This window comes from Amycolatopsis sp. NBC_00345, from assembly GCF_036116635.1.
GTDB lineage: Bacteria > Actinomycetota > Actinomycetes > Mycobacteriales > Pseudonocardiaceae > Amycolatopsis.
The window spans coordinates 8,290,909-8,315,716 of the sequence record NZ_CP107995.1 but is presented as its reverse complement, the minus strand read 5'-3'; the positions used below and the strand labels follow the sequence as shown (position 1 = coordinate 8,315,716).

Genomic DNA, 24,808 nt, shown 5'->3' with positions numbered 1-24,808 from the left:
GCCACTCCCACGCGCGGGAGCCGTGCCTCCCCTGGCCGACCACCATCCCCACCCGCCAACGCCCGCACGCCGGCGCCTGCTCTCCGCCCGCCGACGTCCCGCTCCCCGCCCGCCGATGTCCCGCTCCCCGCCCGCCGATGTCCCGCTCTCCACCCGCTGACGTCCCGCTCTCCGGCTGCCGACACCCTGCTCTCCGGCCGCCGACGCCCCGCTCCTCGACTGCCGCGCGCCCTGTCTCCGCCGACCGACCTCACTCACCCCAGCCCAGCCGCCGCCTACGTGGACCGCCACCACCACGCCGTTCCACTCAACGCCGTTGCCGCTAACACAGCCACGTCCCGCGCCTCCGCCCAGCAACCGATGCAGCCTGCATCACCACCACCTCGCCACGCGGCCAACACAGTCGCGGCACCACGCCCCCGCCCAGCAGCCAGCGCAATTCCGCGCAGCCGATTCGAACCCGCCGCAACTGCAGCCATCGCTTGACCGGGCCAGCACAGCGACCCGCCACCCGATCGACTCCTGCCCCGATGCAGCCATGCGCCCAGCCAGCTGTCAGCCGAGCACCAACCGCGCCACCCAGCCGACTCTCAACCCAGCACAGCGGCAGCTACCCCAGTCGCCCCTCGGCCCAGCGCAACCGGTCAACCGGCCACCGAATCTCGCAGCCGACCAACCCCGCCAACCCCACCAGCCCCGCCACCAACCCCAGCAGCCACCCCGAAAACCTCACCGAACCCCGTAAAGCAGCTTCCCGTAAACCCGCCCCCGCGCCGGATGCCCGGCCGCCGAGTACCGCTGCCACACGCCGAGCCAGTGCTGCCGCGCCGCCTCCGGCCGGGCCGAGCGCCATTCGGCGTCGCCGAGGGCTTCGGCGATCTCGAGGTCGTACTGGTTGCTGCCGGCCGCGTTGGCCAGCCGCCAAGCCTCGTGGAGGAGGTCCACCGCCTGCTGCGGCCGGCCCTCGCGGATCAGCAGCTTCGCCTGGACGAGCCGAACCTGCGCGAGGTCACGGTCACGATCCGCACACTCTTCGGCCTCGGTCAGCAGGCCCCGGACCTCAGCCACGTCGCCGCCCCGCAGCAGCAGCAGCACGTTCGCCAGCATCCGCGCGTGCAGGCCACGCCCTCGCCGCCCAGGCTCACCGAGGCCGCGGCTGATCACGAGCGCCTCGCCGAACCACCGCGCCGACGCGTCGAACTGCCCCTGCTCACGATGGAACAGCCCGCGGAACTCGGACACCGAAGCCCGCAGTTGCCGGTTGACCACCGAGCCCGGCTCGGCGACTTTCGCCAGCGCCGCCTCAGCGCGGTCGAACTCGGGCGCGGCCCGCTCGAACTCACCCATCAGCGAGAACAGCCGCGCCCGCTGGCTGAGGATCCGCGCCAACAGCGCATGGTCCTGCATCGCTTCCGCCGCTAACGCGCCCTGCTCCTCGATTTCGAGCAACTCGCGGTGAAACCCGCGGTGCAGCCCGACGATCTCCAACGCCCCGCAGACCTGCGTGAGCTGGACGTGCAAACCACGCTCGAACGCCGGCCGCGCCAACGCCCGCAACGTCGGCAGCTCCGCGGCGAGCCAGTCCACCGGCTGTCCGGGGAAGACGGCCTTCGCCGCGTTCGGCGGCAACTGACGCTCATACAGCCACAACCGCGGCTTGACGTCAGCCTGCACCGCCCAGTCGCGGTAGAAGTCGACGAGCCGCGCGAACGCGTCCTCGGTACCGCTCGTGTCCCCGGCCCGTTGCACGGCCTGGCGCGCCTGGTTCCCGAGCCGCAGCCGACCGTCCGGGTCAGTAGTCAAGAGGACCTGCGCCCGCAGGTCGGCAAGCTCCGACAGGACTTCCGGCCGTCCGGCGATCGCCGCGGCTGTCGCGGGCGTGAAGCTCGGGCCGGGAAACACCGTGAGCAATCGGCAGAGTTCCGCCGACTCCGCGGGAAGCCCGGCGAACACCTCGTCGAAACCCTGGCTCACCTTGCCGAGCGACCCACCGTCACGCAGCTCCGCGGCGACGGCCCGCAGCGGCTCCGCGACGAGCCCCGCCCGCCTGCGAACCAGATGCGCCGCCGCGACGAGCACTGCCGGAAAACGATCACAGTGGGCCAGAAGTTCTTGCGCGCCTTCAGGATCCGGCCGCACGACCTCGGTCCCGCAGAGCGCCTCGAGCAGCTGCCGGTCGCTACCGGGCTCCAGTTGCCCGAGCGGAACGTGCTGGGCGAACTCGAACACGAAATCGTCGGCCGGACCCGCGGTCAGCGCCAGCACCAGGCTCATCGGCGCCGGCGGGACGAGTCCGCGGAGGTCCTCGACGCCCTCGGCGTTGTCGAAAACGAGCAGCAGCCGCATCGACGCGAGCACCGTTTCGTACTGGGCGGCGAGGTCCTCGTCGGACGCGCTGATCAGGTCGACGCCCAGCCGCACCAGCACCGCGGCCTTGATCCGGTTGCGCCCCAACGGCATTCCGGGCCCATCGCGGAAGTCGGCGAGGTCGACGAGGAGCGCGCCGTCCGGGTACGACGTGCCGGTGTGTTGCGCGAAGTGCTGTGCCAGCGCGGTTTTCCCGATGCCGGGCGGGCCGGAGAGCACGGCGGTTCCGGTGGTGCCGCGCAGTTGCTGCCACGTCGCGACCCGGTCGACGAAGTGCGGTGAGTACACGGCGATCCGCGGCTTGGCACGGTCGTTCGGCAGCTCGGCGTCAATGAGTTCCCGCAGCTCACGGGCGGCGTCGGGGTTCTTCTCCAACAGCCGCCGGACGGCCTTCTCCAGCGCCACCGGGTCGTCCCGGAAACGCTTGGTCACCTTGGCCCACAGGTACTCGGCCACCTTGCCGCCGACGGTGAACGCCAGCGCGACACTCTGCTTGACGAGTTCTGCCTGCAGTGTGTCGTCAGCCACGGACGGCCCCCTCCCGAGTCGTGCCGCCCACGCTAGCAGCGAAGGTGAGGGGCGTCACGGTCCGTGAACGTCGGCCGCGAAACCGACCGAGTGGCCGATCGACGACCGTCCTCCGTCACCGACCGCCACGGTTCGGGCCGGTCGGAGGCCCCAACTTCACTCGTTCGAGAGTCGAATACATGTTCGATTTCCCGATATCATCTTCACCAGATGAACGGCGGGCCTCCCCGCTCGCCGTACTGGGGATCGGTTCGAAACCACGGGACGCTGGCGCCGACCGTCGAAGAGAAAGGAGCGCCTCACATGACGCGTGAAGGCTAGAGCCGTTGGAAGCGCGAGCCGGAAACGTTGTGGCCATGCCGGGCACGGCTTAGTCCAAGGGAAGATCAAAGGCGACGAGTGTGCCCAGGCTCGGCGAGGAGTTGATGAAGAACTTCCCGCCCGCTGCGTCGGCGCGCTCGGCGAGGTGTCGCAGACCTCGGGTGGCGACGCCCTGAGGAACGCCGGAGCCGTTGTCGCGCACGCGGAGCTTCACACCCTCGGCGTCGCGCGTGAGGGAAACGCGCGTCTCGCTCGCGCCCGAATGTCTGACCACATTGGACAGTGCCTCGCGCAGAGCCGCGCGGATGTGATCGGCGGGAACAGCGGGGACGTCCGCGAACTCGCCGGAGAGCTCGAGGGTCGGCGGGTAGCCGAGCAGCTCACCGGCGATCCGGACTTCGCCCCGCGCTGACTCGGCGAGATCGGCGGGTGTGCCGGTGTCGTGCCGTGGCTCGGGCGAACGGAGCGCGCGGACGGTGCCGCGGATCTCCTCGATGGTCTGGTCCAGCTGATCGATGGCGTCCGAAAGCCGCGCGCCGTCGGCCTGGGCGAAGCGCTTGCGCATGTTCCGGCGGACGCGGTCGAGCTGCATGCCGGCGCCGTAAAGCCGCTGCACGATCACGTCGTGCAGCTCGCGGGCGATGCGCTCACGTTCCTGGTAGAGCGTGACGCGATGGCGTGCGTTGGCGCCCTCCGCGAGCGCGAGCACCACGCCCGCCTGCGCGGCGAACGCCGCAAGCATCTCGACGGTGCCCGCGGAAAACGGTTCACGCCCCTGCCGCCGGTACACGGTGAGCGCGCCCAGCACGCGTCCGCCGGAGCCGAAGGGCGCGGCGGCAAACGGGCCGTATCCGCGGAGTTCGTCGGGCACGTACGGCGCGGTCCGCGGGTCGACGAGGAAGTTGTCGCTGGCCACGGGCTCGCCCCCACGCGCGACGCGGCCGGCGGCGGAGTCGGCGGGCAGGGTCAGTCCGCGCAGCGCGTCTTCGGCACCGCTGACGTCGTGCGCGGCCTCGACCACCACGCGGCCGTCATCGGCGCTGACCATGGCAAGGCCGAGGTCAGCGTCCGCGAGTTCGGCGGCTCGCGCCACGACGGTGTCCAGCACCGCCTCGGGGTCGTCCCCGGAAAGCGCGGTGCTGGTGATCTCGGTGGCGGCGGACAGTGCGCGCGCGGCAAGAGTCGGGTCCATGAGCAGTACCGACCCTAGCGTGAGGCCCGCCCCGCGACCCGGAATCGTGATGGTCACCAACCCACCCCGGCATTCTCGGCAACCTGGGCCCCATCCCGTCCGGTGCCACGTTCCTCATCGGCACCGCTTCGGGTGTCGTGAGCCCCAGTGCCGCGGGCTGCATCGGCAATCCGGCCAGCGCCGCGGTCCCCCTCGGTCCCACGCCGGTCATCCCGAGCCTCACTGACATCCTGACCGGCAACACCAGTCACGTCGGCAGCCGGATCAGCACCACGTTCGTCATCGGTGCCGCGCCGACCCTCCAGAACCTCACCGACCTCCCGAGCAGCAACACCAGTCGCATCGGCGGCCAGATCGACACCACGTTCACCATCCGTGCCGCGCCGACCCTCCCGAACCTCACCGGCATCCCGACCGGCAACACCAGTCACGTCGGCAGCCGGATCAGCACCACGTTCACCATCGGTGCCGAGTCGACCCTCCCGAGCCCCATCGGCATCCCGACCGGCGGCACCGATCGCGTCCGTGTCGCGGCGGATGACCCGGCCGTCGCGGACTTCGTAGACGACGTCGGCGGTGCGAGCCTCCTCCGCGGTGTGCGTGACGTGCACGACGGTGCGGCCGGCAAGCTCCGTGCGCAGGGTGGTGCGCAGCGCGCGGGCGGTCGGCTCGTCGAGGTGCGCGGTGGGCTCGTCGAGCAGGACGAGGTCCGCCGCGGGAGCCGCCAGCAACGCCCGCGCCAGCGCGACGCGCTGTGCCTGCCCGCCGGACAACCCGGCGCCGGCACTGTCGAGCATCGTCGAGGGGTCGAGGTCACCCAGCTCGGCCAGCTCCAGCACACGACGCAGCTCCGCCTCCGTCGCGATGGGATCCGCGAGCCGCAGGTTTTCCGCGACGGTCGTCGAAACAAGCATCGGCTCCTGCGGCGCCCACGCCACCCGCTCCGGCACCACAACGTCTCCCTCACGCGGCGCCAAAAACCCGAGCAGAGCCGCCACCAACGTCGACTTCCCCGCCCCACTGGCCCCGACCACCGCCACGTAACCCCCCGCCGCGACCTCCAGGTCGACCCCGCGAAGCACCGCATCCCCACCAGGCCACCCGAACGCCGCTCCCCGCACCCGAACACCGACCGCGACCCCGGCCGTCGTGGCCGCATCCGTGCACAGCCCGCAGTCTCCCGGCTTCGAACCCTCACCTCGCAGCAAAGCCACATCCGACGAGTCAGCGGCCACCACCCCGGCCGTCAAAGCCCCATCCGAGCGCAGCCCACCACCCACAGACCCCGAAACCCCACCGCCCAGCAAAGCCACATCCGGCGAGCCAGCAGCCACAACCCCAACCGCCGAAGCCCCCACCGAACGCAGCCCACCACCCACAGACCCCGAAACCCCCGGCAAAGCCACACCCGACGAGTCCAGCGAGTCAGCGGCCACCACCTCCGCGAGCCGCAAACGCGCCCGGCGCAAGGTGTCCCAATGGGCGGCAGCGGGGGGAAGCAGCGCGAGAACCTCCGCGAGCGCCAACGGCACCAACGCCAGCAGCGGCGCCAGCACGCCCGGCAGCCGCCCCGTCGCGACGGCCTGGCCGGCCAGCATCGTGCTCACCACCGCCGCCGCGCCCGTGGCCAGGACGATGACAGCGTCGCCCGCGCCCGCGCCGAAAGCCTGCCGCCGGGTGTCCGACGCAAGGCGCTCGTCGAGGGAAGCCAGGTCCCGGCGGCGCGCGGACGCCGTGCCGTACGCCAGTTGCTCGGCCGCCGACGAGAACAGCACCAGCACCCGCGCGGCCACGTCACGACGGCCCGCCGCGAGTGCCGAAGTCGCCCGCCGCTCAACGCGCAGCGCGACCGCCGGCGCCAACAGCCCCAGCACCACGGCCCCCGCCAGCACCAGCCCCGCCGACGGCAGCACCCACGTCTGCACCACGATCGCACCCACGGCCACCAGCCCGACGACGATCGGCGGCGACACCACGCGCGGCAGCAGGTCGCGGACCGTGTCGACGTCCGCCACCAGCCGCCGCTGACCCTCGCCCGCGCCGAGGCCACGCGCCGGACCGAGCCGGACGAGCGACTCCCACAACCGCACACGCAGCCGCCCGGCGATCCGGAACGCCGCGTCATGCGTGACGAGCCGCTCCGCGTACCGCAGCCCGGCGCGGCCGAGCCCGAACGCGCGCACCCCGACCACGGCCACGGTCAGCGTGAGGATCGGCGGCTGCAGCGACGCCGTCGCGATCAGCCAGCCGGACGTCGCCGTCAGCGCGACCCCCGCCAGCAACGCGACCGCGCCGAGCGCCGCGCCGGTGAACAACCGCCGGTCCAGCAGGAGGCGCCAGGCGAGGGGCCGGCGCGAAGAGTCTCGAACGGCCGGAGATTCGTTGCGCGGCAAGGCTTCTTCGACGACGTCCAGCGCCGCCGTCCGCTCGTGCGCCGCGATGACCGCCGCCGCCCCGCCGTCCACCGCGCGCTGGACAGCGTCCAGAACCCGCGCGGCGTTCGCCTCGTCGAGGTGCGCTGTCGGCTCGTCGAGCAGGAGCAGCCACGCTCCCGAACGGACCTTCAGCAGCGCCCGCGCGACCGCCACCCGCTGCCGCTGTCCCAGGGAAAGCCGGTCGACGGGGCGGTCCGCGAGGCCGTCGAGCCCCAGCTCACCGAGCACGCCGTCGATCTCCGCCCCGGCTGCGGCCAGCTCCTCCCGCACCGTGCCGCCACTGAACACGGGCGACTGCGGCACCCACGCGACGTCACGACGCCAGCGCTCAAGGTCGGCATCCGCCAGCTCGACAGCGCCCGGCTCACCAGTGCGCAGCTCAGCGGCACCCAACTCACCAACGCCCAGTCCAGCGCCGCCGATCGCCACGGATCCGTCATACGCAGGCACAAAACCCAGCAGCGTGGCCAGTGTCGTCGACTTGCCGCCGCCGCTCGGTGCGCGCAGCCAGACCGTTTCGCCACGGCGCACCGAGAACGTTTCGCCGTCGGGTGCGAACCCACCCCGGCGCGCGACGCTTAGGTCCGACACAACGAGTGATCCACAGGGTGCAATCTGGTTCCCCTGGCTGTGGACAGGTTCGGCGAGCACGGCCGTGACCCGGCGCACCGCCTCCACCCCGTCCTCGCTGGAGTGGAACGCCGCGCCGACGGCCCGCAACGGCTGGTAGCACTCGGGCACAAGGATCAGCACACCCAGCCCGATGGCCAGCGGCAGCGAGCCCGACACCAGCCGGACGCCGATCACCACCGCGACGAGCGCGACCGAGAGCGTCGCAGCCAGCTCCAGCACAAACGCCGAGGAGAACGCGACCCGCAGCGTCTTCAGTGTGGCGCGACGGTGCCGTTCGGACAGTTTGCGCACGGTCTCGGCCTGCGCCTCCGCCCGGCGGAACGCGGCCAGCACCGGCAGCGCGCGCACGAGTTCGAGCAGCCGCCCGGACATCCGGTGGACCGCGTCGGTCGCGCCCGCCACCCGGTCGGCGGTGTATTTGCCCACCAGGATCGCGAACATCGGCAAAAGTGGGACGGTCCCAGCGACGATCAGCGCCGACGGCCAGTCTGTCCACAGGATCGCCGCACCCGCCGCGAGCGGGACCACCGCGGCGGTGACCAGGGCCGGCAGGTACTCGCGGAAGTACGCGTCGAGCGCGTCCAGGCCACGGGTGACGAGGGTGGTGAGTTCGCCATGGCCGCTCCGGGCGAGCCATTCCGGGCCGAGCCGCAACGCGTGGTCGACGACGCGGGCGCGCAGGTCCTGCTGCGCGGTGGCGGCCGCCCGCGCGGAGACCACCCGCACCGCCCAGCCGGTCAGCGCCCGGCCCGCGACCAGCGCGAACAGGACGGCCAGCTGGACGGTGCGGCCCCCGATCCCGGTGGAGACAACGGACGCCAAGACGTCCGCCAGCAGGAACGCTTGCGCCACCAGGAAAGCAGCGTTGACCAGAGACAGGACCGCGACCAGGATCAGTGCTCGGCGCGCGGCCGGCCCGAGAGCCGGGAGCGCGCCGAGCGGACCCTTGCCCGGCCGCACCGGGTCCATTGTGGACCGCGTGGCGGAAAGGGGTGCGCGGCCGGGAAGCCTGGTCATGGTGCGTGCACCGCCGGGATGTGCTCGACGCCGATGCGCTTGCGGAAGACCCAGTAGGTCCAGCCTTGGTAGATCAGCACGGCCGGCGCGCCGAAGGCGGCGACCCAGCTGATCACCGTCAGCGCGTACGGGCTCGCCGACGCGTTGGCGACGGTCAGCGAGTTCGCCGGGTCGAGGGTGGAAGGCAGGACGTCCGGGTAGAGCGCGCCGAAGAACGTCACCGCGGCCGCCGCGATGACCACGCCGAGCGCGGCGAACGCCTGCCCGTCACGGTCGGCGCGCAGCCGCAGCCACGCGACGATTGTGGCCAGGACGCTGACCACAAGCGTCAGCAGTGTCCACAGCGAGCCCTCGCGCAATTGGACGACCACCAGGAAGGCGACCATCGGCAGCAACGCGACCGGCAGCATCTTCATCGCCAGCAGGCGGGCGCGTTCGCGCAGCTCACCGGACGTCTTGAGGGAGAGGAACGTGGCGCCGTGCACCAGCGAGAACCCGGCGACGGCGAGCGCGCCCAGCACCGTGTCCCAGCGAACCGACTCGAACGGTGTGCCGACGCGGTTGCCGGCCGCGTCGAGCGGTAGGCCGAGCACAGTCGTCGAGAGCAGCAGCCCGACGCCGAGCGGCGGGACCCACGAACCGATCATGATCACGCGGTCCCAGGTGCGGCGCCAGCGCTCGGAGTCGACCTTGCCGCGGTACTCGAACGCCACGCCACGGCCGATGAGCGCGAGCAGCACGAGGAGAAGGGGCAGGTAGGCCCCCGAGAACAGCGACGCGTACCACCCGGGGAACGCCGCGAAGGTGGCTCCCGCGGCGACGATCAGCCAGACCTCGTTGCCGTCCCACACCGGCCCGATGGTGTTGACCATGACCCGCCGCTCGGTGTTGTCCCGCCCGAGCACCGGCAGCAGCATCCCGACGCCGAAGTCGAACCCCTCGAGGAACAGGTACCCCAGCCAGAACGCGGCGATGACCGCGAACCAGACCGTCTCGAGTGTCATCGCTGTTCACCTCCCGTTAGCACGGACCCATGACGGTGGCCCTGAGTTATCCACACCTGGCCGAGTTGTCCACAGACCGACTGTGGGTAACTCGGGAAGGTGACTGTCCGAACACGCTGGGTTGACCATTTGGCGGCTTGCGCGGGGCCGACTCGTCCGTCGCCCCGATCGGTCGTCCACATCCGGTTCACCGCCTCAGTACGCGAACGAAAGGGTGTCGTCATCGGAGTCCGCGTCCTGATCGGGTGGCCGGGGCGGGGGCATCACGGCGTCGACGCCGCCCCGGACGTACTTGCGCATCAGGTAGAGCTCGACGACGCCAAGGACCAGGTAGAGGGCGGTCAGCGAGATCAGCGACGTCCACACCTCGCCCACCGAAAGCTTCGAAACCGCCTCCGCCGTGAACATCCACATGCCCTCGACGCCGCTCGGGTTGGGGGCGACGACAAACGGCTGGCGGCCCATCTCCGTGAAGATCCAGCCCGCGCTGTTGCCGATGAACGGCGTCGCGATGCCGCCCAGCACCATGAGCGGGAACCAGCGCCCGCCCGGGATCCGGCCGCGGCGGGTGAGCCACAGGGCCAGCAGGCCGATGCCAGCGGAGATCGCGCCGAAGCCGATCATGGCGCGGAAACCCCAGTACGTGACGGGCAGGTTGGGGACGTAGTCGATCGGCTTGCCGGCCAGCGGGCCCAGGTCCGGGTCGTCCGGGTAGTTGGCCCCGTACTTCGCCTGGTACTCGCCCACCAGGTTTTCCACACCCTTGACCTCGGTGGAGAAGTCGTTGTGGGCGAGGAACGACAGCAGCGCCGGCACGGTGAACGTCTTGACGTCCTCGCAGTTCGCGCCCGCGACGTCGCCGATCGCCAGGATCGAGAAGCTCGCCGGAGCCTCGGTGTGGCACAACGCCTCGGCCGACGCCATCTTCATCGGCTGCTGCTCGAACATCAGCTTGCCCTGTGTGTCCCCGGTGATGGCCAGGACCGCGAACGCCACCACGCCGATCCAGCCGCCGAGCCGCAGCGACGAGCGCCAGACCGCGCGGTGCTCGTCCGACGAATCGCGACGCCGCCACAGGTGCCAGCCCGCGACACCGACCAGGAACGCCGCCGCCACCGAGAACGCGCCCGCCAGCGTGTGCGGGATCGCGGCCAGCGCCGTGTTGTTCGTCAGCACCGCGCCGATGGAGTTCATCGTCGGCTTGCCGTTGACGAACTCGACGCCGACGGGGTGCTGCATCCACGAGTTGGCGGCCAGGATGAAGTAGGCCGAGGCCATCGTCGCGAGCGAGAACGCCCACGCGCACGCCAGGTGGACCTTCTTCGGCAGCCGGTCCCACCCGAATATCCACAGGCCGAGGAAGGTCGACTCCACGAAGAACGCGACCAGCCCCTCCATCGCCAGCGGCGCGCCGAACACGTCGCCGACGAAGCGGGAGTAGGCGCTCCAGCTCATCCCGAACTGGAACTCCTGCACGATGCCGGTCACCACGCCCATGGCGAAGTTGACCAGCAGCAGCTTCCCCCAGAACTTCGTCATCTTCAGGTGCCGCAGTTCGCCGGTACGCACCCACGCGGTCTGCATCGCCGCGACGAGCACCGAGAGGCCGATGGTCAGCGGGACCATCAGGAAGTGATAGACGGTGGTGATGCCGAACTGCCACCGCGCGAGCTCAAGGACATCCACGTATCCGAGCTAACTCCCGCGCTCCGGCGGCGGCCAGTTCACCACGTCCCGAACAATCCGGGACCTACGTCCTGAACCAGGCCACCGCGGACGTGACGTGCGCCTCGGCCCGTCGAATTCCCGCAGCGCCAGCGGTTCCCGGCCGGAAACGCCGGCCACCCCGGCCCAGCGGCGGAAGTGTCCACTTAGTACCCGAACGGGTCATCGGGTACCTTCGACCAGCCAGGACAGGTAGGCCGGGCTGCCGCCGACGACGGGCGTCACGACGATCTCCGGGACGTCGTAGGTGTGCCGCACGTTCAGGAACTCCTCCAGCGCGCCCGCGCGGTCGCCCGCGGTCTTGCACTCGACGCGCCACTCCGCCTCGGTGCGCACCTCACCCTCCCAGCGGAAGACGCTCGTGATGGGGCCGACGATCTGTGCACAGGCGGCGAGGCGGGCTTCGACGGCGCTCGCGGCGAGCGTCCGGGCGGCGGCTTCGGAGTCGACGGTGGTCACGACGACCACGTGGTCTGCAGGCATGACCCGCACCGTACCGCAGCCCTAACCGAAATTCGGCATGCCGAAAAAAATAATCAGGAACCCCGGCAACCACTATTCAGCAGCCCTTACCGGGCAATTCGCGAAACCCATAAGATTGCGCCTTTCCTGAACGCTCCTTTATCGTTGCAGTGAAAGGGGTGCACACCAACTATGTCTCCCGCTCTTGTAGCGTTGCTCAGCGCGTTTGGCCTGGTCCTGGCAGTGGAGCTGCCGGACAAGACCCTTGTCGCGACGCTGGTGCTCACCACCCGTTTCCGCGCCTGGCCGGTGTTCGCCGGGGTGTGCGTGGCGTTCGCGCTGCAATGCGTGATCGCCGTCGCGTTCGGCAGCGTTCTGACGCTTCTCCCGGACCTCGCGGTTTCGTTGCTGGTGGCCGGGATGTTCGGCATCGGGTCCTTCATGCTCCTGCGTGAGGGATTCAGCGAAGCCGACGAAGCGGGCAGCGACGCTTCGCGCAAGGGCCCGCAGCTGTCCTTCCTCCGCTCCGCGCTGACGTCGTTCGGCGTGCTCTTCGCCGCCGAGTGGGGCGACGCGTCGCAGCTGGCCACCGCGGGCCTCGCCGCGCGGCTGGGCAACCCGTTCGCCGTGGGCGTGGGCGCGTTCGTCGCGCTGGTCTCCGTGGCCGGGCTCGCCGTGTTCATCGGCGCGAAGATCCGCGACCGCATCCGGCCCAAGCTGATCCAGCGCGTCGCCGGGTTCGTGTTCGCCGGTTTCGCGCTGTTCGCCGTCGCGCAGCTGGCCTTCTGACCGGCGAACGACCACAGCCACTTCACAGGGCGTCCAGGTAGCCTTCCGGGAACCACCAAGCGAGCACGAGGTTAACGGCCTCTGGCTTCGCCATGAGCACCCGGAGCCAGCCCGATGCCGAACCCCGCGACCGCCGCGACTTCCGCGACCGCCCGCGCCACCGTGTCCCCCGTGCACGGCCGGCTCGCGGTCGCCGGGATCGCCGTCGCGGTGGTGATCGCGACCGACCTGCACCTGAGGCTGTCCGCGCAGGTCAGCCCGGTGTGGCAGACGCTGTCGGAGTACGTCTACGGCCACCTCGGCGGACGCTCGGCCGCGCCGCTGTTCAGCGCGATGTGCCTCGCGCTCGCGCTGGGCTCGCTGGCGCTGCTGGTCGGCCTGGTGAAGGCCCGCCGGTCCCCGGCCGTCGTCGCGCTGCTCGGCGTGTGGTGCGCGGGCCTGACGATCTGCGCGACTGTCCCCGTCGATCCCGACGGCCAGGCGCGCTCGTTCGACGGCCAGCTGCACAACGTCGCCGCGCTCATCGCGTTCATCGCGCTGCCGGCGGCCGCGTGGCTGCTCACGCGGCCCGCGCGCGAAACCTGCCCGTGGGAGCCGCGGCGCACGACGATCCGGCGCCTCGCCGTCGCGAGCTTCGCCAGCGTGCTGATCGTGCTCGGCGGCTTCGTGTTCACGCTGATCACCGGCCCGGCACGGCAGGAAGTGACGCTCGGGCTGTTCGAGCGGCTGCTGTTCACCGTGGACCTCGCGCTGCTGGTCACGATGGTGCGGCCGCTGCTGGCGGCGTCGAAGCGTTAGGCCGGTCCCACCAGGATCGGGTCGACGCCGCGCCCGGTCAGCCCCCACGACTCGTACTGCCGGTCCGGCCCGACGCTCAGCCGCGCCCCGCCGTCGAACGTGATCGTCAGCGTGCCCTCCTCGGGCACCGCCAGCTCGCTCACGGTCTGGCCGAACAGCGCCAGCACCGGTGCCAGCGCCGGACCGCTGCCCGGCTCCAGCTCGTGGCTCACGCCGTCGGCGTCACGCAGCACGAACGCCGTCTCGATCACCAGCTCCGCGTCGACCCGCGGCTCGCCGGCCGGCTCCGGCTGGTCGACCAGCATGAGCCGGACCTGGTAGTCGAACGACGTCCGGCGCACCTCGCACCCGACAAGTTCACTCGGCACCTTCACCACAACCCCCTGCTTCAGCGCGCAAAAGCTAAGCGTCCGTCCGGAGCACCGCGGCCAGTGTTCCGGCCGCCGCGAGCACCTGCGGGCCCACCTCAGCGGCGGCCAGCGGCTCCAACGACACCACGCCGATGCTCGCCCGCAGCCCCGGCACGCCGCGCACCGGCGCCGCGACGCCGGACGCGCCGGCCTGCAGCTCACCCGTGGAGCTGACCCAGCCGTCGCCGCCCGGCCGCAGCCCCATCGCCCGGCCCGCCGCACCCGCGTTGAGCGCGTGCCTGCTGCCCACGCGGTACGCGACGTGGTAGCTGGTCCACGACGGCTCCACCACGGCCACGGCCTGCGCCAGATCGCCCTGCGCCACGGTCAGGTGCGCGGTGGCGCCCACCTTCTCCGCCAGCTCGCGCAGCACGGGCCGCGCCGCCTCGCGCAGCTGCGGCAGCACCTGCCCGGCCAGCCGCAGCAGGCCGACGCCGAGCCGCACCTTCGTGCCGTCACGCCAGATCAGGCCGCGCTCGGACAACGGCACCAGCAGCCGGTAGACGGCCGCGCGGCTGGCACCGATCGACACGGCCAGCTCGGAGATGGTCGCCGCCTCCTCGCCCGCGTCGGCCACTGCCTGCAGCAGCGCCAGCCCACGGTCGAGGGTCAGCGACCCCTCCCTCGTCACAGCAGCTCGAAGGTCACAGCAGTTCGAGCTCACCCAGGTCGGCGACCGGCTCGTCGAACGAAGCCGCCGCGTAGGACGCGAAGAGCTCTCGCACGGCCTTCGCGGCCGGCTCGGAAAGCCCACGCGCCTCGTCCGCCAGCGCCTGCCCGTCCGTCGACTCCAGCGCCGCGCGGACGTCACCACCCGAGAGGCAGCGCCCGGACGCGACGATCAGGTTCAGGAAGCCGTGATGCGTGAAGCCGCTGTCCGGGTCCGTGTGCCGGACGGCGCGGTGCAGGCTGTTCGTGGCCTTGAACGACGCGCCGGGCGCGCTGCTGACCACGGACAGGAAGTCCGCGACCTCGTCGACGCTCGGGAAGTTCTCGCCCGCCTGGCCGCCGCAGCGGATCTTCGGCCAGCTGCCGTGCTCGATCACCTTGCGCACGCCGTCCAGCCAGCCGACGCCGCGCCGTGGCTCGACGACGCGGATCACGTCCTCGGGCACGAACTCGGAGACCCGCTCCAGCCACACCTCGTCGACGTCCGACGGCGCGGGCATCTCCACCATCCGCAGGGACAGCAGCTCGTCGCGCGATTCGACGATCGAGAGGGCCTTCGGGACGCCGCCGAGCCCGGTGTCGATGATCAGCGACAGTGGCAGCGGCTCCTTCGGCTTGATCTTGATCAGCTCGGTGATCAGCTCCGGCAGCCGCGAGGCCTGACAGAGGAAAACCCCCAGTACACCAGCATGTTCACCGGTCCTCGACGCGAAGTGCGCGCGGAGGGCTTCAGGCATGGCGGAGTCGGCGGGCGGGAAGAGCGCCGAGTCGTCGACTAGCCGCGCGAACAGGGGAGGAATTCCACGGGGGCCGGGGGGCGTGAGTTCCACAGCGCTTGACACGACTGACACGCTAGTAGCGTACGACAACAGGACAAAATCGTTCGCTCTGCGGACACTTTTCGGCGCTCCTTGATCTCTCCTCCGGGAGGTGCGGATGCCGTACTGACGGCGAGATCCAGCAGAAGCGGCACACTGCCTTCCACCAGCCTCTACGCCGAGGAGCTGACGGGCGTTCGAGGGCTTCTCGGCCGACTCCGCGCTGCTGCTGCTGAACCACGGGGCCTGCCGATGGCCATCGTCGACGCCACGGCGGTGCCGGAGGACCGTGGCGCGCTCGCGCCGAACCAGCCGCTGAAGCCGCGGCGCTTCAAGACACTCGGGCTGAGGCCCGCAGACGGGCCGGGCGAGCAGGCTGAAGTCGCACGGCCAGCGGCCGCGGGCGGGCAAGGTCTGGCGTTCGCTGAGCTGAATCGCCGTTACTGATCACTCCGAAGTGCCGAGCGGGCTCAACGATTCGCTAGGTCCAACCCAGCGAGCCATCCACAGGCCCAGCACACCTCGCCGACCCGATCCCGTCGACCAACCCGATCCCGTCAGCCAACCCAGTCCTGTCAGCCAACCCAGTCCTGTCAGCCGAACCGATCGTGTCAGCCGAACCGGACGACGCCGTAAACCGCGTGGCCGGGCACGCCGGCCACCGCGCCCTTGCCGGGTCGGGGCAACCCAGCTGTCCACAGCTGTCCCGTGGCGGCGACGTTGACGACCACCGACAGGGGAACCCTGGGCCCCCGGAAGGCGATCGGCCGACCGTCGGGCAGCGTGGTGTGTCCCCGGAAGCGAGCCACGCCACGGCCGCTGACCTGGATCGGACCGTCGAGGACCACCCTCAGCTCGGTCCACGTGTCGTGCGGCAACGGCCGGCGCATCAGGATGATGGAGCCGACGATCGGCAGCGCGGCCAGGGCAAGGCCGATCAAGACCACCCCGGCCGGGATGGCGGCCAAGGGCGTGTCGAGGGCGAAGCCCACGCCGGACCAGGCTGCCCACACGAAGACGACGAGGATCGCCACGGCGAACCACGCCATCAAACGAGCGGCGTCCCGCCGGTGTGCGGCCAGCACTGGGTCGAGCCGTGGCGAAGTCGGCTCCACCGACGCGACGGGCAGAGGCTGTGCATCGGGGATGGGCTCATCCTGGATCCGCCCCGATCGCACGAGCAGGACACCTGGCACCGTCACCACTGCCCGGTCCCCGAGGCGCAGCAGCCACAGCCGGCGCTGGCCGAAGAGCTGAAGGCGCATCCCCTCGGGGAGTTTGGTCCGGAGCCAGCGGCCGTCGGGCAGGCGTACCCCGATCGTGCTCCCGGCGGCGAACGCGGCATCCGGCGTGCACTCGACGAGTTCGAACCGCGCCTTGAGGAGCGGCTTCATCCACAGGGAGACCACGAGGTTGTACACACCGAGTGCCAGGTAAGCACCGAAGATGACGACAACGAAGATCGGCGTGACGATCCCGACGTCGCCGAAGAACAGTGCGACCCCGCCGAGCGTGAGCAGCGCCGCGAAGACTGTCTCCCCGACCGCGCGCCGGCGGACCTTCACCATGAATTCGCCGAACAACGGCAGCGCTCCGGCCGGCACCGCCGGGTCGGGCTCCCAGGCGTGGACACGTTCCGATTCCGGCCTGACGGTCACGGCTCCCCCTCAGCGTTGGCGCAGGTCACCCTCTATTCGGCCGATGCGAGGGTGGCGTTACCGCGCGCCCCTTCCCAACACGGCAGAATTCAGGTTAGGCTCACCTAAGTAGGAGGTGACCCTGTGACCGAGGCTCCGACATCCGTCCGCCGTCCACCCGCGCCCAACCCCGCGGAACGGGCCAAGACGATCGCGACGCGGAACGGGCCGGCGACGATCATGCCGACCCAGCACCGCTCCGACTGCGAGGCCGAACGCGTCGTCCCCGTGCTGCACCACGTGCACCACAGCGGCAGCGTCAGCATTCTTCTGCCGGACGAGCACCCCATGGTGCGCACGTCCCGGCAGGCTCAGCGCGGCGAGCTCGCCGTCATGGTCGAGCTCGCCGACCACGCCCCGGTGGACCTGCGGGAGCCGATCCGCGGACTGCTGTGGATAACCGGGTGGCTCCGGCCTCTGACGGCGGTCTCGGCGCGCGCCCGCGCCGTCTCGATCGCCGAGCAGCGGCCGGACCACCGGCTACTAGACGTCGGCCACGGCATGACGTTGCTGCGACTCACACCGGCCTCCCTGGTACTGGCCGACGCGGAGGGCACGCACTCGCTGCGGCCGCACATGTTCAGCGCCGCCCCGCCGGACCCGTTCCACGACTACGAGGCCGACTGGCTGCGCCACCTGGAGAGCGACCACTCCGACGTCGTCGAGCAGCTCGCCCAGCACCTGCCCGCCGGCCTGCGCGGCGGTCGCATCCGGCCACTCGGCCTGGACCGTTTCGGCCTGCGCCTCCGCATCGAGGCCGACACCGGCGACCACGACGTCCGGCTGGCGTTCTCCAAGTCCGTCGACAGCCCACCCCAGCTGGCGGCCGAGCTCCGCCGCCTGGTCGGCTGCCCGTTCCTCCGGCAACAACGCGGCGACTGACACCAGCCGCTTCGCCAACCACGGCCCGCCGCACTACCAACTGCAGCCGAGCGGTCAGGATCGAACGGCCGACTTGTCCACTTGTGGACAGTCACGAGCCATCAACAGGTGGACAGCTCTGAACCATCCACATGGGGATCACCGCAACCGATCCACATGGGGATGACCGTGAGTTGCCCGCCTGGAGTTGTCCACCTGTGGACCAGTCTGAGTTGTCCATTTGGGGACGCGGCTGGGCCATCCACAGGTGGACAACGGACACTGGGTCAGTAGCCCGGACCCATCGACGCTGACTCCAGTTCCGCGTCGGGCCACATCCAGGCATCCGAGTGGGGCCGCACCCAGGCACCTGCAGCGAGCGCCGGTCCACATACGGCACGCTCCCGCGTACAGGAGGTGCCGACCCCGGCCACGGCGCCGACCCGGCCGGCGCCGGATCAGTCGTCAGCCAGCTCGGGCGGGAAACCGCCCGTCGCGATGGGGCCCCACCGGTCGATCGTGACGCGGATGAGGCTCTTGCCCTGTTTGCGCATGGCTTCGCGGTACTCGTCCCAGTTCGGGTGCTCGCCCGAAATGCTGCGGAAGTAGTCGACGAGTGGCTCGACGGCGTCGGGCAGGTCGATCACCTCGGCGGTGCCGTCGAGCTGGACCCAAGGACCGTTCCACTCGTCGGAGAGCACACAGACGGAGACCTGGGGCTCGCGGCGGATGTTGACCACTTTGGCCCGCTTCGGGTAGGTCGCGACCACGAGCCGGCCCTGGTCGTCGACGCCGCAGGTGAGGGGCGAGAGCTGGGGGCTCCCGTCGGCTCGCCGGGTCGTCAGGATCGCGTGGTGGCGCGTCTTCAGGAACTCGACCAGCGCGTCGCGGTCGACTTTCGTGTTGGTGGCGATAGTCCTCGGCATACCCCGAAGGTAGCGTGCGCGCATGAGCACCACAGAGCGATCGGGCCTGCGATCCTGGCTGCTGCCCGTGGCGCCGGCGTTCCCGAAGCCGATCACGGACGCGAAGGAACGCCGCACAGTCAAGTTCGAGCTGGTGCTCGTCTTCGGCATCACGCTCGGCCTCTCCGGTGCGCGCAGCCTGCTGTCCCTTGTGGACTCTCTGCTGCGGCCCACGCCACTCGCGCAGCAGCAGGCTCAGCTCAACGTCCCACAGGCCGCCGCGAGTCTGTTGGACCTGCTCCAGCAGTTGCTGAACGCCCTGCAGCTCATCGGCTGGGGCGGGCTCGGCCTGTACCTGCTGTGGCGCGCCGGGCTGAAGGTCCGCGACCTCGGCCTCGACCGGCGCTCACCCGGCTTCGACACGCTCGTGACGCTCGGGATCGCCGCCGTGATCGGGATTCCCGGTCTGGGCCTGTACTTCCTCTCCTACCACCTGGGTTTCAGCCTCGCGGTCCAACCGTCCACTTTGGGCGACACGTGGTGGCGCCCGATCGCGCTGACGCTTTCCGCGTTCGGCAACGCCTTCGCCGAGGAGGTGCTCGTGATCGGCTACCTGTTGACGCGGCTGCGCCAGCTCGGCGTCCGCGAGAACGCCTCCCTGTTCGGCGCCGCCGTGCTGCGCGGTTCGTACCACCTGTACCAGGGCTTCGGCGGGTTCGTCGGGAACCTCGTCATGGGCCTGGTGTTCGGCCGCGTGTGGCAGAAGACGAACCGGCTGTGGCCGCTCGTCGCCGCGCACACGCTTTTCGACGTGGTGTCGTTCGTCGGGTATTCGCTGCTGAAGGGCCACATCTCCTGGCTCCCCTGACCCGCGCTCATTAGGCTCGGCTGGTGATCGACGAAACGGCACCACCCAGGGTGGACAGCGAAGTCGGACCTCTCCGTGCGGTTCTGCTGCACCGGCCGGGAAACGAGCTCAAAAGGCTGACGCCCCGCAACAATGACCAGCTCCTCTTCGACTCCATCCCGTGGGTGGATCGCGCACAACAGGAGCACGACGCGTTCGCGGAGGTGCTGCGCGGCCGCGGCGTCGAAGTGCTGCTTCTCGCCGACTCGCTGCGCACGGCGCTGGAGGACCAGCGCGCGCACACCGCGGGTGTGCACGCGGCTGTGGATGACCGCCGGCTGGGCGGCGACCTCGCGGATTCCGTTAGGTCGCACCTAACGAGTGTCGACGCGGACACCCTCGCCGAGGTGCTGATGGCCGGCATGACGTTCGAGGAACTGCCGTCCGCCGAGGGCGCGTCGCTGGTGCGGATGATGCACGACCCGCGCGACTTCGCCGTCGACCCGCTGCCGAACCTGCTGTTCACGCGCGACTCGTCGGCGTGGATCGGCGACCGCGTGGCGATCTCGTCGCTGACCATGCCGGCGCGGCGCCGCGAAACGGCCGTGCTCGACCTCGTCTACGCCTACCACCCGCGCTTCCGGCACGCGGCCCGCGCGTACGGCGCGCACTCGGCGCCCATCGAGGGCGGCGACGTGATGCTGCTGGCCCCCGGCGTGCTCGCCATCGGCGTCGGCGAGCGGACGACGGCCGCGGGCGCGGAATCGCTCGCACGGTCGGTGTTCGCGGACGGCATCGCGCACACCGTGCTGGCGGTGCCGATCGAGCAGTCGCGCGCGACGATGCACCTGGACACGGTGTGCACGATGGTCGCCGCCGACGCGGTGGTGATGTACCCGCTGGCACGCGACTCGCTCAAGGCGTTCACCCTGCGCCCGACCGGCGACGGCGGCGTGAAGGTGGCCGGCCCCGCACCGTTCCTCAGCGCGGCCGCGGAGGCGATGGGCATCGACCGGCTGCGCGTCATCGACACTGGGCTCGACCCAGTGACCGCGGAACGCGAACAATGGGACGACGGCAACAACACGCTCGCGCTGGCACCCGGCGTGGTCGTCGGATACGAGCGCAACGCCGAGACGAACGAACGCCTGATGGCCGCGGGAATCGAGGTGCTGCCGATCGCCGGGTCCGAGCTGGGCTCCGGTCGCGGCGGGCCGCGATGCATGTCCTGCCCAGTACTGCGCGACACGATATAAAGGCGAAGTTAGCCTTCCCTAAATGATGAAAACTTATTAAGGGAAGGCTAACCAAAATAAGTCTGTCTTTCTTTAGGAATGGTAACCCTAATAGGGTGGAGATCACCAGGGAAAAGTGGAAATAATTAGTGATCTGTCGTACCGTCGTAGCCATGGCCGTCACGAAGAAAGAACCGCGCTCGAAGTTCTACGAACTGCTCCAGGCGCAAATCCACAACGAGTTCAACGCCTCCCAGCAGTACATCGCGCTCGCGGTCTGGTTCGACAACGAGGACCTGCCGCAGCTCGCGAAGCACTTCTACAAGCAGTCGGTCGAAGAGCGGAACCACGCGATGGCGCTCGTCCAGTACATGCTGGACCGGGACCACCACCTCGAGATCCCCGGCACCGGCGACGTCCGCAACGATTTCTCCTCGCCCATCGAGCTGATCGAGCTCGCACTGGCGCAGGAGAAGGAGGTCGCGGCCGACATCTCCGCGCTGGCGAAGGCCGCGCGAGCCGAAGAGGACTACATCAGCGAGCAGTTCACGCAGTGGTTCCTCAAGGAGCAGGTCGAGGAGATCTCGCAGATGTCCACGCTGCTCACCGTCGCGCGGCGCGCGGGTGACAACGTGTACGAAATCGAGAAGTTCCTGCACCGCGAGTCCGTCGGCGACGCCGGCGCGGACGCGGGCATGCCCCCGGTCGCAGGCGGCGCGCTGTAACCAGCCCGAGCACCCGAGAAGCCCGGGTTGTCCCCATCTGTGGACAACCCGGGCTTCTTGTTGTCCACCTGTGGACAGAAAGAACCCGGGCTCTCCCCCTGTGGACAGCCCGGGTTCGTCTTCAGCGCCGGGATCAGCCGGCGCAGTCCTGGTTCGCACTGCGGAGGTCGATGCTCGCTACGGCGCCGTCGTCACTCAATGTGAAGACGTACGAACCGTCGCCACCTACCGGTGAGACCAACCCACCGGACTGCACGGATGTTCCGGGGTAGCTGGCGAGGACGTCGTCCTTGGACGAGCCGGAGCCGACCCCCTCGGGGGTGTGCGCGGCGCCGTCGGGCTTGACCACGACCACGCCGCTCGACGGCGAGACCAGCGCAGTGGCCGCGGGGACCCCCGCGCCCTGGACGTCGTAGTACGTGCAGTTGGAGGTCTGCTTCGCGTTGGTGAGCGTGATGCCTTGATCAGCGAGCTGGGTCTCGGTCATCCCGAGCTTGAGGCCGCCGAGCCCGTCGGCGGTCAGCAGCGAGCCGGTGGTGACTTTCGCGGGCGGGTCGGCGTGGGTCGGCGCCCCGGGCCGCGACGGCTGCCTCGCCTTGGTCGACGTGTGGATCTCCTCCGACGGCGGCGCGGGCGGCGGCGGGTCGGCGGCAATCGGCGTGCTCGATGGGGACTCTGGCGTCGGCGTCAACACCGGCGCGTCGCCGACCGTCGGCTGTGACGCGACTATCTGGGCCGTGTTGTCCTGGGCGTGGAGGCGGAACACGGTCAGCCCGCCCGCCACGAGCCCCAGCGCGCAGACCGCGCCGGTCGACGCCATCAGCACGCGCTGCCGCTGCCGGCGCCGCCGGGCGCCCGCGACGATGGCGGGGCCGGCGTCGGCCGTGGGCTCGACGCCCAGCCGCTCGTCGGCGAACAGGGCGCGAAGCCGCTGCTCCAGCTCGTCCTCGGACTCGTTCAACCCGCTTCGCTCCCTTCCCCTTGCTTGAGTTTCACCCGCAGTGACGCGATGGCCTTGCTGGCCTGGCTCTTCACCGTGCCCTGGCTGACGCCCAGTGCCTCGGCGATCTCCACTTCGGAGAGCCCCTCGTAGTAACGCAGCACCATCACCGCGCGTTGCCTCGGCGGCAGATTTCGCAACGCCTGCCAGAGCGGCTCGTGCTCGAACGGGTCCGCGGCCGGGTGCGGCGCGGTCTCCGGCAGGTCGGCGACGAGGTTCTCGCGCCGCGTCCGTCTCCATCGGCTGACGTGCGCGTTCGCCATCGAACGCCGGACGTACGCGAGCGGGTCGCCCGTCTTCTGCTGAACGTACGACCAGCGCGCGCCGATCTTCTCCAGCACCGTCTGCACCAGGTCCGCCGCGTCGTGCGGGTTACCGGTGAGCGCGTGGCCGTAGCGGAGCAGACCAGGGAGGGTGGCCTGCACGAACTCACCGAAGTCGGTGAATTCCACAGGCACGGCCACAGGACTCCCTCGACTGCCGGCCGCCCACGTCGTCTCTGCCCCCGAGATGGCAGGTGCCGCTGCCGTCACCGTATCGCCACCTCCAGGGAAAGCCTCGCAGCGCGTCGAGTCCTCGTCTTCCCCAACACGCATGGCTCCCCCAACAGGTTGTCCGGCCGCCGTCACCGCTTCGCGGGGCGACGGCCGAGGTGAAGAGCGAAGCCGGATCAGCGCACAGCGAGCGACTTGGGCAGCTTCAGTGTTCCGTCCCCATCGGGTGGGTAATCGTGTACCGAGACCACAGCGTTTCTCGGGAGGGGCCCGTAGACGTGCGGGAACAAGATCCCCTCGGGGTGCGGCGGGACCCCGTCCTCCCATCGGACGGGCGCACCGACCTTCGCCGGGTCGACCTCCAGCAGCAGGAGGTCGGTGCGGCCGCGGTAGATCGCGTTGGCCGGCAGGCCGACCGTGCCGAGGTCGGAGCAGTGGATGAAGCCCACTTCGTCGAGTGAGGGCGCGGTGTACAGGCCACCCTCGGGAACGGCGGCCCACTCGTCGCGGGAGCAGATGTGCAGGATCACGCCACCGATCGTGCCACCGCCGAGTCCCTCGACGGAACGTGATTCCCGCCCAGCGTTCGCCCGGGTGGCTTGGGGAAGTTCGCGACCGGAACTTCCACAGCTGTGGATGGCACCGCGGGCTCGTTAGGACCGACCTACTAGACGGTCATGGGTTGGTGGTGGTCCGGTCGTTTCGTTAGGACGGACCCAGGATTTGATGCCGAGCTTCCACAGGCCGCGCGGGTCGTTAGGTCGGGCCTAATCGCATCCCACCGCGGTGCCCAGCCAACCGGGCTGCCGGGCCGCCGCGCTGCCGGGCTGTTCGACACCTGATCCGGCCACCGCTGGCGAGCCATCCAGCCCACAGACCCGACCGGCCCCGGCCAACCGCACGCTCCCGTGTGCAGGATGCTGGCCTGCCGTCCAGGCGACCGAACCGCCGCCCGATGGTCAGCGGGCGGCGGTTCGGCGACAAAACCTCGGCGACAAGGTCAGCGAATGGTGAGCTGCCGCCCGATCAGGCCGTCGCGGGCGCGGCGCTCGGTGGCGTTCAGGGGCTCGGCGTCGAGCGACTTGAGGGACTCGTCCAGCCGTGCGCCGAGCTGGTCCTTGGGCTCGTTCCACTCACGGGCGTGCGCCTCGGGGTCGAGGTCCCAGACCGGGACGAGCAGGCCGTGGGCGCGGAACGAACCGGCGTACCGGGTGCCCTCACCAAGGCCCAGCGTGCCCGCGGCCGAGAGGCGCGCAAGCGCTTGCAGCAGTAGGTTCTCCGGCTCGGGACGGACCCAGCGCAGGTGCGCCTTCTCGCCGGCGAGCACCCAGTAGGCGCCGGCGCCGAGGCGGTCGGTGGGCATGATGGCGGCGTTCGCGCGCTCCAGCGAGACCGCGACGTCACCCGTGGCGTCCGCGTCCTCCGGCAGCCACCACGCGAAGTCGCTGTGGATAGTCACCTCGAGCTCGGCGCTGGGGGTGAGGAGGTCCTGGAGGCGGTTGTGCTCGTCCGGGTCGGTGGGCGTCGTCGTGTCCGGGACGGACAGCACGTCACCCGGCTCGGCGGAGAGCAGCCAGCGCAGCGAACGGCCGAGGTCACGGCTGATGTCCGACGAGCGCGTCTGCACCTGGAGGCCGAGGAATCGCTCACCGTCGGAGCGGACGAACGCCGCGGCCGCCATCGGGAGCACCGTGCCGAGCGTGACGTCGCCGCCGTCGGCGAGCGTCAGCTTCGCCGTGGCCGACGGGACAAACTCGCGCAGCGCGATCAGCTCCGGCTCCGCGGCCAGTCCCTCGAAGGGCTGCCCGACGAAGACGTCGCGCACCTTCGGAACGCGGTCCTGCTTGGGACCCTTCTTACGCGCGCCCTTGCCCAC

General features: G+C 70.5%; 20 protein-coding genes and 2 pseudogenes. 7 read left to right on the top strand and 15 right to left on the bottom strand.

What is annotated here, in order from left to right; translation table 11 throughout:
- Positions 1-729: 729 nt before the first annotated feature.
- From OG943_RS37555 to cutA, 6 genes and pseudogenes are all read right to left on the bottom strand, one after another.
- Positions 730-2,895 (bottom strand): hypothetical protein, encoded by a 2,166-nt coding sequence (locus tag OG943_RS37555; RefSeq protein ID WP_328605659.1) that lies wholly within the window; start codon positions 2,893-2,895, stop codon positions 730-732.
- Positions 2,896-3,265: 370 nt separating this feature from the next.
- Complete coding sequence (locus tag OG943_RS37550; protein ID WP_328605658.1) at positions 3,266-4,408, bottom strand: GAF domain-containing sensor histidine kinase; 1,143 nt, start codon at positions 4,406-4,408, stop codon at positions 3,266-3,268.
- 530 nt (positions 4,409-4,938) lie between these two features.
- Positions 4,939-8,445 (bottom strand): annotated as a pseudogene (gene cydD, locus OG943_RS37545) (thiol reductant ABC exporter subunit CydD); the annotation flags it as partial.
- 44 nt (positions 8,446-8,489) lie between these two features.
- The gene (cydB, locus tag OG943_RS37540; RefSeq protein WP_328605657.1) at positions 8,490-9,497 is read right to left on the bottom strand and encodes a cytochrome d ubiquinol oxidase subunit II; all 1,008 of its coding nucleotides are present in this window, start codon (positions 9,495-9,497) and stop codon (positions 8,490-8,492) included.
- Between the two features lie 195 nt (positions 9,498-9,692).
- A complete protein-coding gene (locus OG943_RS37535; RefSeq protein WP_328605656.1) occupies positions 9,693-11,183 on the bottom strand; it encodes a cytochrome ubiquinol oxidase subunit I in 1,491 nt (496 codons plus the stop codon).
- 201 nt (positions 11,184-11,384) lie between these two features.
- Complete coding sequence (cutA, locus tag OG943_RS37530) at positions 11,385-11,705, bottom strand: divalent-cation tolerance protein CutA (RefSeq protein WP_328605655.1); 321 nt, start codon at positions 11,703-11,705, stop codon at positions 11,385-11,387.
- A 171-nt stretch (positions 11,706-11,876) separates the two neighbouring features.
- Here cutA and OG943_RS37525 point away from each other — a divergent pair, with 171 nt between their 5' ends.
- Together OG943_RS37525 and OG943_RS37520 are read left to right on the top strand one after the other, a co-directional pair.
- Positions 11,877-12,473: a TMEM165/GDT1 family protein gene (locus OG943_RS37525; RefSeq protein WP_328605654.1), complete on the top strand. Its 597-nt coding sequence runs from the start codon at positions 11,877-11,879 to the stop codon at positions 12,471-12,473.
- A 114-nt stretch (positions 12,474-12,587) separates the two neighbouring features.
- Positions 12,588-13,271, top strand: coding sequence for a DUF998 domain-containing protein (locus OG943_RS37520; protein WP_328605653.1), 684 nt, complete (start codon positions 12,588-12,590; stop codon positions 13,269-13,271).
- Here the strand turns inward: OG943_RS37520 and OG943_RS37515 are convergent.
- From OG943_RS37515 to OG943_RS37505, 3 genes are read right to left on the bottom strand one after another with little or no spacing between them, the layout of a single operon-like run.
- Positions 13,268-13,639, bottom strand: coding sequence for a DUF6188 family protein (locus tag OG943_RS37515; RefSeq protein WP_328605652.1), 372 nt, complete (start codon positions 13,637-13,639; stop codon positions 13,268-13,270). The genes OG943_RS37520 and OG943_RS37515 overlap by 4 nt on opposite strands.
- Positions 13,640-13,673: 34 nt before the next feature.
- Entirely contained in the window at positions 13,674-14,312 is a 639-nt protein-coding gene (locus OG943_RS37510; RefSeq protein ID WP_328605651.1) for an IclR family transcriptional regulator, read from the bottom strand.
- A 13-nt stretch (positions 14,313-14,325) separates the two neighbouring features.
- Complete coding sequence (locus OG943_RS37505) at positions 14,326-15,180, bottom strand: hypothetical protein (protein WP_328612254.1); 855 nt, start codon at positions 15,178-15,180, stop codon at positions 14,326-14,328.
- A gap of 125 nt (positions 15,181-15,305) precedes the next feature.
- On the opposite strand from OG943_RS37505, the pseudogene OG943_RS48535 reads away from it, so the two are divergent.
- Positions 15,306-15,519: pseudogene (locus tag OG943_RS48535) on the top strand (homogentisate 1,2-dioxygenase); the annotation flags it as partial.
- Between the two features lie 260 nt (positions 15,520-15,779).
- Here OG943_RS48535 and OG943_RS37495 read toward each other — a convergent pair.
- The gene (locus tag OG943_RS37495; RefSeq protein WP_328605649.1) at positions 15,780-16,826 is read right to left on the bottom strand and encodes a hypothetical protein; all 1,047 of its coding nucleotides are present in this window, start codon (positions 16,824-16,826) and stop codon (positions 15,780-15,782) included.
- Positions 16,827-16,949: 123 nt separating this feature from the next.
- On the opposite strand from OG943_RS37495, the gene OG943_RS37490 reads away from it, so the two are divergent.
- A complete protein-coding gene (locus OG943_RS37490) occupies positions 16,950-17,747 on the top strand; it encodes a DUF2470 domain-containing protein (RefSeq protein WP_328605648.1) in 798 nt (265 codons plus the stop codon).
- A 437-nt stretch (positions 17,748-18,184) separates the two neighbouring features.
- Here OG943_RS37490 and OG943_RS37485 read toward each other — a convergent pair whose 3' ends face one another.
- Positions 18,185-18,652, bottom strand: a complete 468-nt coding sequence (locus tag OG943_RS37485; RefSeq protein ID WP_328605647.1) for a PPOX class F420-dependent oxidoreductase — start codon at positions 18,650-18,652, stop codon at positions 18,185-18,187.
- A gap of 22 nt (positions 18,653-18,674) precedes the next feature.
- On the opposite strand from OG943_RS37485, the gene OG943_RS37480 reads away from it, so the two are divergent.
- From OG943_RS37480 to OG943_RS37470, 3 genes are all read left to right on the top strand, one after another.
- The gene (locus OG943_RS37480; RefSeq protein WP_328605646.1) at positions 18,675-19,499 is read left to right on the top strand and encodes a CPBP family intramembrane glutamic endopeptidase; all 825 of its coding nucleotides are present in this window, start codon (positions 18,675-18,677) and stop codon (positions 19,497-19,499) included.
- Between the two features lie 50 nt (positions 19,500-19,549).
- Positions 19,550-20,734 carry an arginine deiminase gene (locus OG943_RS37475; RefSeq protein WP_328612253.1) on the top strand — a complete coding sequence of 395 codons (1,185 nt, stop codon included), beginning with the start codon at positions 19,550-19,552 and terminating at the stop codon, positions 20,732-20,734.
- Between the two features lie 152 nt (positions 20,735-20,886).
- On the top strand, positions 20,887-21,438 hold the full coding sequence (locus OG943_RS37470) for a ferritin (protein WP_328605645.1): 552 nt from the start codon (positions 20,887-20,889) through the stop codon (positions 21,436-21,438).
- Positions 21,439-21,571: 133 nt separating this feature from the next.
- On the opposite strand, the gene OG943_RS37465 is transcribed toward OG943_RS37470, so the two are convergent.
- From OG943_RS37465 to OG943_RS37450, 4 genes are all read right to left on the bottom strand, one after another.
- Positions 21,572-22,399, bottom strand: a complete 828-nt coding sequence (locus tag OG943_RS37465) for a hypothetical protein (RefSeq protein ID WP_328605644.1) — start codon at positions 22,397-22,399, stop codon at positions 21,572-21,574.
- On the bottom strand, positions 22,396-22,896 hold the full coding sequence (locus OG943_RS37460; RefSeq protein WP_328605643.1) for a SigE family RNA polymerase sigma factor: 501 nt from the start codon (positions 22,894-22,896) through the stop codon (positions 22,396-22,398). The genes OG943_RS37465 and OG943_RS37460 overlap by 4 nt, the downstream gene beginning before the upstream one ends.
- Positions 22,897-23,108: 212 nt before the next feature.
- Positions 23,109-23,462 carry a DUF952 domain-containing protein gene (locus tag OG943_RS37455; protein ID WP_328605642.1) on the bottom strand — a complete coding sequence of 118 codons (354 nt, stop codon included), beginning with the start codon at positions 23,460-23,462 and terminating at the stop codon, positions 23,109-23,111.
- A gap of 470 nt (positions 23,463-23,932) precedes the next feature.
- Positions 23,933-24,808, bottom strand: a complete 876-nt coding sequence (locus tag OG943_RS37450; protein WP_328605641.1) for a DUF5926 family protein — start codon at positions 24,806-24,808, stop codon at positions 23,933-23,935.